Source organism: Nitratireductor sp. B36 (genome assembly GCF_020833685.1).
Taxonomy (GTDB): domain Bacteria; phylum Pseudomonadota; class Alphaproteobacteria; order Rhizobiales; family Rhizobiaceae; genus Nitratireductor.
The window spans coordinates 687,096-699,693 of record NZ_JACKZY010000001.1; the positions used below are offsets into that span (position 1 = coordinate 687,096).

General features: G+C 58.7%; 11 protein-coding genes and 1 tRNA gene. 6 read left to right on the forward strand and 6 right to left on the reverse strand.

The window, feature by feature from the left end; all coding sequences use genetic code 11:
* Positions 1-56 precede the first annotated feature (56 nt).
* The gene (gene rpoZ, locus H7H48_RS03495; RefSeq protein ID WP_229447406.1) at positions 57-455 is read right to left on the reverse strand and encodes a DNA-directed RNA polymerase subunit omega; all 399 of its coding nucleotides are present in this window, start codon (positions 453-455) and stop codon (positions 57-59) included.
* 296 nt (positions 456-751) lie between these two features.
* Between rpoZ and H7H48_RS03500 the strand changes: the two genes are divergently transcribed.
* Entirely contained in the window at positions 752-1,342 is a 591-nt protein-coding gene (locus H7H48_RS03500; protein ID WP_229447407.1) for an NYN domain-containing protein, read from the forward strand.
* A complete protein-coding gene (locus H7H48_RS03505) occupies positions 1,339-2,004 on the forward strand; it encodes a uracil-DNA glycosylase (protein WP_229447408.1) in 666 nt (221 codons plus the stop codon). Before H7H48_RS03500 ends, H7H48_RS03505 begins: the two co-directional genes overlap by 4 nt.
* Positions 2,005-2,036: 32 nt before the next feature.
* On the opposite strand, the gene smpB is transcribed toward H7H48_RS03505, so the two are convergent.
* Positions 2,037-2,510: an SsrA-binding protein SmpB gene (gene smpB, locus H7H48_RS03510; protein WP_229447409.1), complete on the reverse strand. Its 474-nt coding sequence runs from the start codon at positions 2,508-2,510 to the stop codon at positions 2,037-2,039.
* A gap of 120 nt (positions 2,511-2,630) precedes the next feature.
* The gene (gene dapA, locus H7H48_RS03515) at positions 2,631-3,512 is read right to left on the reverse strand and encodes a 4-hydroxy-tetrahydrodipicolinate synthase (protein ID WP_229447410.1); all 882 of its coding nucleotides are present in this window, start codon (positions 3,510-3,512) and stop codon (positions 2,631-2,633) included.
* A gap of 233 nt (positions 3,513-3,745) precedes the next feature.
* On the opposite strand from dapA, the gene H7H48_RS03520 reads away from it, so the two are divergent.
* Complete coding sequence (locus tag H7H48_RS03520; protein WP_229447411.1) at positions 3,746-5,821, forward strand: lytic transglycosylase domain-containing protein; 2,076 nt, start codon at positions 3,746-3,748, stop codon at positions 5,819-5,821.
* A 162-nt stretch (positions 5,822-5,983) separates the two neighbouring features.
* The gene (locus H7H48_RS03525) at positions 5,984-6,871 is read left to right on the forward strand and encodes an alpha/beta fold hydrolase (RefSeq protein ID WP_370633324.1); all 888 of its coding nucleotides are present in this window, start codon (positions 5,984-5,986) and stop codon (positions 6,869-6,871) included.
* Positions 6,872-6,943: 72 nt separating this feature from the next.
* On the opposite strand, the gene H7H48_RS03530 is transcribed toward H7H48_RS03525, so the two are convergent.
* The 3 genes from H7H48_RS03530 to H7H48_RS03540 form a co-directional block, all read right to left on the reverse strand.
* Complete coding sequence (locus H7H48_RS03530; protein ID WP_229447413.1) at positions 6,944-7,879, reverse strand: site-specific integrase; 936 nt, start codon at positions 7,877-7,879, stop codon at positions 6,944-6,946.
* A gap of 400 nt (positions 7,880-8,279) precedes the next feature.
* On the reverse strand, positions 8,280-9,419 hold the full coding sequence (locus tag H7H48_RS03535; protein WP_229447414.1) for a porin: 1,140 nt from the start codon (positions 9,417-9,419) through the stop codon (positions 8,280-8,282).
* Between the two features lie 161 nt (positions 9,420-9,580).
* Positions 9,581-9,671, reverse strand: a tRNA-Ser gene (locus H7H48_RS03540).
* Positions 9,672-10,166: 495 nt separating this feature from the next.
* On the opposite strand from H7H48_RS03540, the gene H7H48_RS03545 reads away from it, so the two are divergent.
* On the forward strand, positions 10,167-11,315 hold the full coding sequence (locus tag H7H48_RS03545) for a porin (protein ID WP_229447415.1): 1,149 nt from the start codon (positions 10,167-10,169) through the stop codon (positions 11,313-11,315).
* 160 nt (positions 11,316-11,475) lie between these two features.
* On the forward strand, positions 11,476-12,588 hold the full coding sequence (locus H7H48_RS03550; RefSeq protein ID WP_229447416.1) for a pyridoxal phosphate-dependent aminotransferase: 1,113 nt from the start codon (positions 11,476-11,478) through the stop codon (positions 12,586-12,588).
* Positions 12,589-12,598 lie beyond the last annotated feature (10 nt).

A 12,598-nucleotide genomic window follows, 5' to 3' on the forward strand; every position in this document is an offset into this window, starting at 1 on the left:
GATAGGCAGGAATGTTTCGGCAAGGAAGAGAATGCCGCGCCGAACATCCGTATCGATCAGAAATCGTCGCTTTTTTCCGGCGGAACGAGGCCTTCGATACCGGCAAGCAGATCTTCCTCGCTCATGCGGTCGAAGGAGATCTCTTCCTCCGGCTGATCGGCACCACCTTCGACAGAAGCTGCCGCCGGTTCACTGATCTCGGGAAGATCGGCCTCAGGTTCGTCCACCTCGACATGCTTCTGAAGGGAGTGGATCAGATCTTCTTTGAGATCGCCAGGCGAGAGGGTTTCTTCGGCGATCTCGCGCAGCGCAACAACAGGGTTCTTGTCATTGTCGCGGTCGACGGTGATCGCCTCGCCCTGCGAGATCTGACGGGCCCGATGCCCAGCCAGAAGCACGAGTTCAAAGCGGTTATCGACTTTGTCGATACAATCTTCAACGGTCACACGGGCCATTCAGTGCCCCTTTCATGCGTAAATCTGCAAGGAAATCCAGCGCGTCAATAGCCTGCCGCACCCCAAAATTCAAGGCCAGCGCGCAACACTCACTTTCCGATCAACACGGAAATGCGGCGTGAGCGTGACCGTGCAGCATCTCTCTCGCACGCTTGTATTTATAACGAATTTATATATTCGTTGGAACAATCATATTCCAGCGCTATTTCCTCATAAGAGATGGCTTTCTCGGGCAGCTTCGCTCCCAAAGCCATTCATTTGAGCGCTGAACGTTTATTTGAAACAGGAAATTGTCGATGTTTGATCCGCGGGAAAAAATTGCTCTCTTCATTGATGGCGCCAACCTCTACGCCACGTCGAGAGCTTTAGGATTTGACATCGACTATCGAAAGCTCCTGAGCAGTTTTCAGGAGCGCGGGTATCTTCTGCGGGCCTACTATTACACGGCTCTTGTGGAAGATCAGGAATATTCCTCCATTCGCCCGTTAATCGACTGGCTCGACTATAACGGTTACAAGGTCGTCACCAAGCCAGCCAAGGAATTCACCGACTCAGCCGGGCGCCGCAAGATCAAGGGCAATATGGACATAGAGCTCGCGATCGACGCGCTGGAGCTCAGCGACGTGGTCGACCACTATGTGATCTTCTCCGGCGATGGCGATTTCCGCACGCTGGTGGAGGCCCTGCAGCGCAAGGGCCGCAAAGTGAGCGTCGTATCGACAATCCAGTCCCAGCCACCCATGATCGCCGACGATCTGCGCCGGCAGGCGGACAATTTCATCGATCTCTCGTCATTGCGCGACGAAGTCGGCCGTGCGACAAGCGAACGGCCTTCACGCAAGGTGGAACCCGAAGACGACGCAGACGAGACCTTCGACGATCTATGACACCTGTTTCGGCGCGTGAAACCGAGCCGCCGCGCGACTGTCCGCTTTGCCCGCGCCTTCACCAGTTCATTGCCGACTGGCGCGCCCGCGAACCCGGGTGGCACAACGCGCCCGTTCCCATCTTCCTGCCCGAAGGGGGCGATGATGCCGTCACGTTTCTCATCGTCGGACTGGCGCCCGGGCTTCGCGGCGCCAACAAGACGGGTCGCCCTTTCACCGGCGACTACGCCGGCGACCTTCTTTACGGTACGCTGAAGACGTTCGGCTTCGCCAAGGGCAACTACGAAGCCCGGCCGGATGACAGCCTGTCGCTCGTTGATACGGCCATCATCAATGCCGTGCGCTGCGTTCCACCCGAGAACAAGCCGGTCGGGTCGGAAATCAACACCTGCCGCCAGCACTTCTTTGCGCCGACGCTGAAGCGCTTCAAGAATCTCAGAGCGGTGCTCACGCTTGGCGTGATCGCCCATCAGTCAACCGTGCGGGCGCTCGGCGGGCGCGTTGCCGCCCATCCCTTCACACATGGCGGGCATCAGGAGCTTGCCGGACTTTCGATTTTTTCGAGCTATCACTGCTCACGCTACAACACGAACACCGGCCGTCTGACCGAAGAGATGTTCGTCAGTGTTTTCCGTGATATACGCGCGTTTCTGGACAAATAGAGTCCGATAGATGCGCGGCGCCCTGCGCCTCTTCAGCCGTGCTGCTTGAGGAGCCTTGCTTTTTCCCGGTTCCAGTCGCGTTTCTTGGCCGTCTCGCGTTTGTCGTGCAGCTTCTTGCCGCGCGCCACGGCGATCTGAAGTTTCGCCAGGCCACGCTGATTGAAATAGAGCCTAAGCGGCACGAGCGTCATGCCTTCGCGTTCGATCGACTGGGCCAGGCGCGACAGCTCGCGCTTCGACACAAGCAGCTTGCGCCTGCGGCGGGGCTCGTGGTTGAAGCGGTTTCCGGCGGAATACTCCTGAATATAGGAGTTGATCAGCCAGCACTCGCCATCCTCGATGGAAGCATAGGCCTCCTGAATGTTGGAGTGCCCGTCGCGCAGCGATTTCACTTCGGTTCCTGTCAGGACGATGCCGGCCTCCAGTGTGTCGAGCACCTCGTAGGAGAAGCGCGCCTTACGGTTTTCGGCAATCGTCTTGACGTTGGGATTCTTGTCTTTTGCCATCAGTTCCAAATGCGTCGGAAGCGCCGCAACGCTTCCGCTTTCCCTTGGACGCCAGAAAGCCGCCCGTTCGTTTCACCGCATTTGTGCGTCGCCAGGTGCCTTGCCCGGCGGCAAAATGCGTTAGTTCAAAAGCCCTGCATGCTGCATGGCGGCGTCGATGCGCTCTGCCGTCGAGGCCTCGATCGGCACAAGCGGCGAGCGCACGGTGTTTTCGACCCGGCCAAGCCGAGACAATGCATATTTTGCACCGCAAAGCCCGGGCTCGATGAAAATCGCCTTGTGGAGCGGCATCAGCCGATCCTGCAACTCAAGCGCCTTTTCCTTGTCATTGGCGAGCGTGGCCGCCTGGAACTCGGCACACAGGCGCGGTGCGACATTGGCTGTCACCGAGATGCAGCCCACCCCGCCATGCGCATTGAAGCCCAGGGCAGACGCGTCCTCGCCGGAAAGCTGGATGAAATCCTTGCCGCAGGTCATGCGCTGCTCGGAGACCCGATCCACCTTCGCCGTCGCATCCTTCACGCCGACAATGTTGGAGAAGTCCTTCGCCAGACGCCCCATTGTCTCCGGTGTCATGTCGATGACGGAACGCGGGGGGATATTGTAGATGATAATGGGCAAACTCGTGGCACGGGCGACAGCCGCAAAATGCTCATAAAGCCCTGCCTGCGTCGGCTTGTTGTAATAGGGTGTGACCACCAGTGCCGCGTCGGCCTTCACCTCTTCGGCAAACTTTGCCAGCGCGATTGCCTCACGGGTCGAATTGGAGCCTGCACCGGCGATGACCGGAACGCGCCCCTGAGCGGCCTCGACGCAAATCCGGACAACCTCGCGGTGTTCCTCATGCGTGAGTGTCGGGGATTCGCCGGTCGTTCCAACAGGCACCAGCCCGTTGCTGCCCTCTGCAATCTGCCATTCAACGAGTTCGCGAAACGCTTTTTTGTCCAGGCTGCCATCCTTGGCGAATGGCGTCACAAGCGCTGTGAGAGACCCCCTGAACATAATGTCGAACTCCTGAATGAAATTGATGGTGCGCTGCCAGCCAAAGCCGGTGCCGGATGCTTCTAACCGAAGATCAGGTGGCGCACCATAGTCTTGCCATCTCTTGCCCGCAAGAATCCTGCAAAGATGGTGTGTTACGCCAGCATCCGCGGGTTCTGCGCCATCTTGTAGAGACAAAGCAGGTCTCAACCAATTTTGAGGCCTGTCAGCTGCGATATTCAGGACGTTTGCGTATGACGATAAGGGTAGCGTTTGTTTCGCTCCTTCTTCTCTCGGCTCCTCCCCTTGCCGAGGCTCAATCCCTTCCGGATATGGGCCCGATCCCGTTCGCACGTCCAGATGCCGTGAATACGCCAGCTGCCGCTATCGATGCATTGACAAACGCAGCGGCCATCCGGCCCAACGTAATGAGTGCTCCTGACGTACAATCCGCCAATCAACGCGCGTTGAGTGCGGGGCTCGATGCGCTTTCTGCCGGCGATCCTGCAACCGCTCGCAGGCTGCGCGATCACATGAAGGAGAAGAGTCTCGAACGACGGATTCTGACCTGGTCACTTGCGCTTTCGGCGAGCGAAACGTTTTCGAGCGCTGAGATCGCTGCGACCGCCAAGGAGTTGAGGGACTGGCCCGGCATGCTCACACTGCGTGAGCATGCGGAGCGTGCATTGTACCGCGAAAATCAACGACCGCAGGTCGTGGTGAGCCTGCTCGGCGACGCGGTTCCTTTAACTTTCGAAGGCACCGTCGCGCTTGGCCAGTCCTATCTGTCTCTGGGGAACAAGGAGAAGGCACGGGCGCTGGTTGCCGGGTTCTGGCGCGAGGCAAAGCTTGATGCCACGAGCGAGACAGCTTTTCTGAGCACTTTTGCCGACCTGCTTTCCGAAACGGATCATAGGGTCCGCATGGAGCGAATGTTGTATGAGGCGCGGGTGCGCTCGGCCGAGCGCGTTGCCCCGCTGGCCGGGGGCAAAGCGCTGGCCAAGGCATGGGCTGCGGTTATTCGCGGCGATCGGAATGCTCAAGCCCTGCTCGACGCCGTACCAGAGACGGAGCGCAGTGCTGGATACATTTTTGCCAAAGCACGCTTTCTGCGTCGCGCCGGACAGTTCGATGAAGCTGCAAAGCTGATGCTGACAGCGCCACGGGACGCCGAAAGCCTGATCGATCCGGACGAATGGTGGGTGGAAAGGCGCGTGCTCTCACGTGAACTTCTGGATATCGGAGATGCCGAGACGGCCTACAAGCTTGCCGCTGCCCATTCTGCCGAGAGCCCTTCCCGTGCCGCCGATGCGGAATTTCATGCGGGTTGGTATGCTTTGCGAGCGCTGAAAGATCCAGCGAAGGCTGCATCTCATTTTGCGAAGATCGCTGCTATCGCGGAGGGGCCGATCTCGAATGCGCGCGCCAATTATTGGCTGGGGCGAGCAGTGGACGAGGGAGCGCCCGGTGATGCCACGGACCATTACGAAGAAGCGGCGCGCTTCGGCGCCACGTTTTATGGGCAGCTTGCGACAGCCAGACTTGGCCGAACCACGCTCGCCGCTGAGGCGCCGGAACCGACGGATGAGGATCGTCGCCATTTTTCCGCCCGAGAGATGGTGCGGGCGATCAAAAGCCTAGAGCAGACAAACCATGTGTGGCGCGCGGGCAGCCTCTATCGGAAACTCGCGGAAACTCTTGAAAACCCGGGAGAACTGACCTTGCTTGCCCGGATGGCCGAGGCACGTGGCGACTACACCACAGCACTGCGGGTCGGAAAGATCGCGGGCGGCAGGGGACTTGAGATCGGTGCACTGGCGCATCCCGTGGGTGCAATCCCGCAAACCGCTGCCATCCCCTCCGCCCGTCAGGCGCTCGCTTATGCAATTGCCCGGCAGGAAACCGAGTTCAATGCCGCTGCTGTTTCACCGGCCGGTGCGCGCGGCTTGCTTCAACTCATGCCTGCTACAGCTCGGGAGATGGCCCGCAAAAGCGGCCTCCCCTATTCTCGTGCGCGCCTGACCACGGATCCAAGCTACAATGCCACTTTGGGTGCTGCGTATCTGGAAGAGCAGCTCTTACGGTTCAACGGTTCGTATATCCTAACCTTTGCGGGCTACAATGCTGGCCCAAGCCGGGCGAGTGAGTGGATGGAGCGCTATGGGGACCCTCGTGGAATGCCGGTGGAGGACGTGGTCGACTGGATCGAACGCATCCCCTACTCGGAGACGCGGAACTATGTTCAAAGGGTGATGGAGAACCTGCAGGTCTATAAAATGCGGCTTACCGGTCGGTTCGACGTCCTCACCGACCTCTCAGCCGGGGGATAAGGCGCATCAACCCCAACCACGTGTGCCCGCCCGTTGATTGCGGCAGCGCAGGTCATCTCGCATCCTCGATCCACGCCTATTGAAGATAAATTCGGTCGATCTGCCCCAATACGATATGTACACACAGGTTGAGAGTGGCAGTGCTGGCCGGCGAAGGGGGATATCGTGGCTGACAACGGTTTTCGCGATGTGTTTTATTCAGCACAGGATGGCCTGAAGCTGCATGCGCGGGTCTATGGCGAAGGCAATTCGGGTCTGCCCGTGGTGTGCCTGCCCGGCCTGACACGCAATGCCCGGGATTTTCACGCACTCGCAGAAAAACTTTCTGCTGAAGGAGGCGCGGCGCGCAAAGTTATTGCCTTCGACTATCGCGGGCGTGGCCTTTCCGATTACGACAAGGATTGGCGGCGCTATGACGTGGCGGTGGAGGCCACCGATATCGTTTCAGGGCTTGTGGCACTGGGGGTGGAGCACGCGGCATTCGTGGGCACCTCGCGTGGCGGGCTCATCACCATGGCTCTGGCAGGCACGCGCCCCACTCTCATCAAAGCGGCAATTCTCAATGATATCGGGCCCGTCGTGGAAGGAGACGGACTTGCCCAGATCCGCGCTTATCTTCAGCGTGCTCCCGCCCCTGCCACACTGGCGGAAGCGATCGAAATCCAGAAATCCGTGCACGGTGAGGCTTTTCCGGCGTTAAACGACAGCGACTGGGAGCGCTTCACCGCTGCGCTTTACAAGGAAGAAGAGGGGCGATTGCGCGCCGACTTCGATCCCAATCTGTTGAAGCCGCTAAAGGCCATCGATCTGGACAAGCCCTTGCCAACACTCTGGCCACTTTTCGACGGGCTGACAGCCATACCACTCCTGACAATTCGCGGAGAAAACTCCCGCCTCCTGTCGAGCCGCACTCTCGGGGAAATGGCCTCCCGGCACCCGGCAATGCAGCAAATCGTGGTGCCCGGACAAGGCCATGCGCCGCTTCTGGAAACCGGGAATCTGCCGAAGGAAATCTCAGCCTTTATCAAACGTGCGGAGAGGTCGCGCTAAACTGAGAGGAGACGAAGGCATTCTTCTGCCTTCGTCTTTTCTTGATGAACGTCGCAGACTCCTGAATCAGGACTAAGCCCGCTTCGTGGTCCCGGATTTCGCACAACGCTCCAGAACCCCGACACAGGGGTCCAGATCACCAGTCGCCAGGTGGGCATAACGCATGGTCATCGTCAGGGTCTGGTGGCCGAGCCACATCTGGACACGGCGCAGATCAATGCCACCTTGTACGAGACGTGACGCGCAGGTATGGCGCAACACATGCGGCACTACCTGGGTATCCTGAGACAGCCCCACCTCCGCCTTAGCCTCATTCCAGATAACGCGGTATTGCGCCTGCCGCAGCATTGCGAAAGGTCCCTTGTGACCATCTTTGGGGATGTCTGTCACTTGCTGCGCACGTTTGGTCAATGGAACGGAGCGCGCACGCGCGGATTTGGTGATCCAAAAGCTCGCCCGCCCCTCGCTGACGTCGTTCCAGGTCAGACCAATGGCTTCCCCAAGACGACAGCCGGTGTCGACCAGAAACACCGAGAGCCGCCAGGCGTCCTCGCTGCGCCTGCGAATCGCGGCAAAAAGCATCTCTTCTTCATTGCAGGAGAGGAAACGGATACGCCCAGAGCGCTCCTTCTGACGCCGAAATTCCGGCAGGCTATGAATGTCACCCATCTTATGCGCTTTCCGCAGAAGCTTGCTAAGCGCGGCCATCTTTCTGTTGATGGTCGCGTTGCTGTTTCCGCGGGCGCGCAATTTTCCGATCAGTTCATCGAGCAGGCTTTGCTCGAACGCGCTGAATCGTTTCCCCAACAAGAGCTCGTCCAGCTCTCCGATGAAGAAGGTGACATTATATTTATGCGTGCCAGGTTCCCAAAGTATGTCTCCATACTTTGCGAAGAGTTCTTTTAAACTATACTCAGAAACGAGACGTAAATGCTCGTTACCGAACGTGACGGAGTAGCGAGACCTGGAAAGGCCCCACTCGCTGTCAGGACTGTTGACCGCCCCCATGTCAGGTCACGTCCTGGGCGTTTTTGTCAAATGCGTGTTCGGTAAAATTCTGAGTTGTGAACCACCCCTCCGAGATAGAAATTCTCGAGTTCCCCAAGCTATTATTGTCCCCAACGAAGGGGACTAGCACTCGCAACTTAGGCCAGTCCAGAAAAAAAAGCATTTTTTTACACTTACTTATGGCCCCGCCCTAATGAGCCCCTGACGGCGGGTAATGGTTTCTCCTTCCATGGAGTGTTCAAAAAAAAGAAAAACTCGCTCTCGAAAGAGCCTGGCTGAAGGTCTCGTTAAACCCTGTCACCCGAAGCATTCGCGCTTGACGCGCCCGCTACCAACGAGCCCTCCAAAGCCAAAACCCGGCAGATTGCTCTGCCGGGTTTCGTAGTCTTAGCCGGACTTCTTAGAAGTCACGCTGGAAGCGGATGAAGCCGCTCCAGTTGTCTTCGTTGCCAACCGGCGTGTCGAGCTTGCCGTAGTTGACAGCGAGCTTGGTGTTGAAGTTCTCAACGATCTCGTAGTCAACCGTGAGACCTGCGCTGAGGAAGTTCACGTCGCCACCAGCAAACGCCGAGACGAAGTCGTTACCGACATTGTCATAGTACTGAGCGCCGATAGACGCTTTCAGCTTCGGCGTGAACTTGTAACCGATCAAACCACCGATCGACCACTCCGAGCCGAAACGGATCGTGGACGGAATGCCCGATCCAGTCACGTTGAACGGATCGGTCGAGTAGAAGTTGATGCCGCTTTCGTAGGTGGCAATTGCTTCTGCCCACAGGCGGTCGGTCAGGTTGGCCTTCACGATAGCCTTAAGAGCGAACTCTTCTGCGGTGGCATCGTAAGCTGCCCACAAGTCAGCAGAGCCCCAGCCCTGAGCGATACCGACCTTACCGACGACGTTCGGGGTGTAGTCGTAGTTCGTGTCAGCTTCTTCGAGAGCGAGCGTGGCGGTTACGCCATTGCCTGCTGCGAAGGTGTAGCTGATGAAGTGAACGCGATCACCACCACCGCTATCGAACTCGCCGGACAGACCCGCATCATAGAGCGTGTCAGACAGACCCATGGAGAGGCCGCCGAGCGAAATGATTGCCTGCTGCAGACCAATGCTGGAGCCAACGCCGAGCGACAGAGCGTCACCGTCGTTTACACCGGCAGCCGGAAGCGGACCAGCTTCGGTTTCCCAAGGGAAGTCGGAATCCGGAGCATAGCCGGTATGGTTGCTGTCGCCACGAAGCTTGATGAATGCGCCAAGCGTGCCGTACTCGGTCTCCGAACGAGCGTCGAAGTTCACTTCTGCGCGTGCAAACTTCTTCCAGCCGTCGTCGTTCTCATCCCAGTTGATCTGGTAACGGACCATACCGCTGATGCGGAGGCAGGTCTCGGTGCCGGGGATGTAGAAGAAGCCTGCGCCGTAGACGTCGCAAACGCGGACATATTCCATCGGCTCCGGCTCGGGGACGACGATCGGGTCGGCCGCCTTGGCGCCGGTCGCAGCAGCTGCGAGAGCTGCGGAGCCAATCAGAAGGCTCTTGAGTTTCATGTTCTGACCTCCAGTCAGAATCATGAAAAATCAGCGAAGTGAACCTCTGAATTGCCGCCGAAATTCGACTAAAACATTGAAAAGTATGGATAATATAGTGCGTACAGCGCGCGGGGCCGGGTCGCCGCCATTCGGTTCTGCAAAACTCTGAAGGAAATGAATGGCGGAGAGGATGGGATTCGAACCCACGAGACCCTTTTGGGGTCTACTCCCTTAGCAGGGGAGCGCCTTCGACCACTCGGCCACCTCTCCGGCGAGACGCTGGATAAAGAAAAGCGACGGCACAATCAATACGGCATTCGAAATTCGATGCTTTATTATAAGGAAAATGTGCCGCGCCAGGCGCAGGCGCCAAAGAAGCCGATAGCTCGGTGGGAATCACCCTGGAGGCGAGCCATGCGTTCAGGCGATGATTCCCACCTGAAAAAGCTCGATTCGCCGCAAAGCTACGGTAAAAGTGGCGCTCACAACGTGTTGGTTATGCCCTTATCCGGCTCCCAAATGTTAAGAAAGACTTACCCGGCGGCTCAGATCGTGTCATTTGTGCAACAGCCATTCCGGATAGACGACCGCAAGGGGTGCTGCCCGCGTAATCGCGGTTGAACCTGGCGTCCCCATGAGTAATGTCAGGCTCGGAAAGGGGGCGCGAAAGCGCGAACTTTTCTTTTCTTGGGGATGGGGCAGGGAACGCTGTCCTTCAGCAAAATACCCAGACCCGCATTTAGAACTTTGACTGGAGGTCAGAACATGAAACTCAAGAGCCTTCTGATTGGCTCCGCAGCTCTCGCAGCTGCTGCGACCGGCGCCAAGGCGGCCGACCCGATCGTCGTCCCCGAGCCGGAGCCGATGGAATATGTCCGCGTTTGCGACGTCTACGGCGCAGGCTTCTTCTACATCCCCGGCACCGAGACCTGCCTCCGCATCAGCGGTATGGTCCGTTACCAGATCGGTTATTCCGATGGTGACTTCGGTGACACCGAGGGCTGGGACAAGTATGCTCGTGGTGAGCTGAACATCGACGCTCGTTCCGAGACCGAGTACGGCACGCTTGGCGCATGGATCAAGCTGCGCGGCACCTCCGGCAGCACCAGCCCGAGCGGCTCGACCGTTGCTTATGAGAGCGACAGCTTCCCGTTCGAGCTCGCCGGCATCAATGATGGTGGCGCATATTCGCAGGGCGTGACCAGCTCGGGTGTGAACCTGCAGCAGGCAGTGATCTCGCTCGGCGGCCTCTCCATGGGTATGTCCGACTCGATCTGGGATACGGGTCTCCATGGCGAGCAGGACCGCGGTTTCTTCCCGTACTCGCGCGTTCACTTCATCGGCTACAACTTCGCAGCAGGCAATGGCGTCACCTTCGCCGTCATGCTCGAAGAAGCTGATGACAACTACGACTGGACGCCGAACGTCGTCGGCAAGGTCGGCATCGCTCAGGGCTGGGGCTCCGCAGACCTCTATGCCGCTTACGATGCAACGGCTGAAGAATTCGCGATCAAGGGTATCGTCAAGGCGAACCTCACCGACCGCTTCTTCATCCAGGCTCTTGCTCAGTACGAAAGCGGCATCAGCTTCTACTCGGTCAATCCGTTTGACGGCATCGTGTCGCTGCCGCTCAACCCGGGTGCTGAATGGTCGCTCGCTGGCGTTGTTGGCTTCAAGGCCACTCCGAAGCTGACCGCTTCTATCGGCGGTGCCTACTACAGCAACGTCGGTCATGACCCGATGTCCGTTGCTCTCGGTGGTGACATCGATGCATGGAACCTCGGCACGACCATCGACTACGAGATCGTTGAGAACTTCAACGCCAAGCTCGCAGTCAACTACACCCAGTTCGACACGCCTGTTGGCGATGCCGACCAGTGGCACGGCTTCCTGCGCTTCCAGCGCGACTTCTAATCAGAAGAGCCGTACAGCTTGAAGCGGGGCCTGGCATCAGCCGGGCCCCGTTTTTGTGCGCGCTGTTTTCGCTCACCGCTGCAAAGGCGATTTCACACTTGCCGGGCTTGATGTAGGGTCGCCGCGTTCAATCAGAGAAAGCGCAGACCAGATACGGCCTATGACACAACGCCCACCGCTTACCCCACTTGCCCACTCCCTCCCCTCCACCGTGCCCTTTGTGGGGCCGGAAACCCAGGAGCGTGCCGCCGGCCGCCCTTTTCGCGCCCGGCTCGGTGCAAACGAGAACGGTTTCGGCCCCTCTCCCCGCGTTCTGGAAGCCATCGGGAGCGCGGCACACCATGTCTGGAAATATGGAGACCCGGAGAGCGCCGATCTGCGCGCTGCCCTGGCCAAAGAGCATGGCGTCAAGCCGGAGAATATCGTCGTGGGAGAAGGCATTGATGGGCTCCTGGGCCTTGTGGCTCGCCTCTTCATCGAGCCAGGGACACCGGTCGTCACATCGCTCGGCGGCTACCCGACCTTCAATTATCATGTGGCCGGCTTCGGTGGGCGGCTGGTAACCGTTCCCTACGCAGGTGATTACGAAAACCTCGAGGGTCTGCGCGATGCCGCGATCACTGAAAAAGCGCCACTGGTTTATCTCTCCAACCCCGACAATCCGATGGGCACATGGTGGAGCGCGGACGATATTCAGCAATTCATCGAATCGTTGCCCGAAACCAGCATGCTGATCCTCGACGAAGCCTATGGAGAAACGGCACCGGCAGATGCTCTGCCCCGTTTCGAGCCCGACCGGCCCAATGTCCTGCGCATGCGCACCTTCTCCAAGGCCTACGCGCTGGCCGGCATGCGCTGTGGCTACGCGATCGGAGAGCCTGAGACCATCCGGGCATTCGATAAGATCCGCAATCATTTCGGCATGCCGGGCATCACTCAGGCGGCGAGCCTCGCCGCACTGAAGGACAAGGCTTATCTGCACGAAACGCTTGATCGCATCAACGCATGCAGGAACCGGATCGCCGCGATCGCCACGGCGAATGGACTGGTGGCAATCCCATCAGCCACCAACTTCGTTGCCATCGACTGCGGCGGCAAGACAGTCGCAGAGGCTGTGATGCAGGGACTGCTTGAACGCGACGTGTTTGTGCGCAAGCCGGCGACACCGGGGCTCGACCGCTGCATACGCGTCAGCGTCGGCCCGGATCATGAAATCGACGTGTTCGAAGAAGCTTTCGCCGAAGCGCTGAAGGCGGCGCACAACCGGCTCTGAGAACGCCGAA

Coding starts and splice junctions, on each gene's coding strand:
- rpoZ (WP_229447406.1), bottom strand. CDS start 455: ATGGCCCGTGTGACCGTTGAAGATTGTATCGACAAAGTCGATAACCGC.
- H7H48_RS03500 (WP_229447407.1), top strand. CDS start 752: ATGTTTGATCCGCGGGAAAAAATTGCTCTCTTCATTGATGGCGCCAAC.
- H7H48_RS03505 (WP_229447408.1), top strand. CDS start 1,339: ATGACACCTGTTTCGGCGCGTGAAACCGAGCCGCCGCGCGACTGTCCG.
- smpB (WP_229447409.1), bottom strand. CDS start 2,510: ATGGCAAAAGACAAGAATCCCAACGTCAAGACGATTGCCGAAAACCGT.
- dapA (WP_229447410.1), bottom strand. CDS start 3,512: ATGTTCAGGGGGTCTCTCACAGCGCTTGTGACGCCATTCGCCAAGGAT.
- H7H48_RS03520 (WP_229447411.1), top strand. CDS start 3,746: ATGACGATAAGGGTAGCGTTTGTTTCGCTCCTTCTTCTCTCGGCTCCT.
- H7H48_RS03530 (WP_229447413.1), bottom strand. CDS start 7,879: ATGGGGGCGGTCAACAGTCCTGACAGCGAGTGGGGCCTTTCCAGGTCT.
- H7H48_RS03535 (WP_229447414.1), bottom strand. CDS start 9,419: ATGAAACTCAAGAGCCTTCTGATTGGCTCCGCAGCTCTCGCAGCTGCT.
- H7H48_RS03545 (WP_229447415.1), top strand. CDS start 10,167: ATGAAACTCAAGAGCCTTCTGATTGGCTCCGCAGCTCTCGCAGCTGCT.
- H7H48_RS03550 (WP_229447416.1), top strand. CDS start 11,476: ATGACACAACGCCCACCGCTTACCCCACTTGCCCACTCCCTCCCCTCC.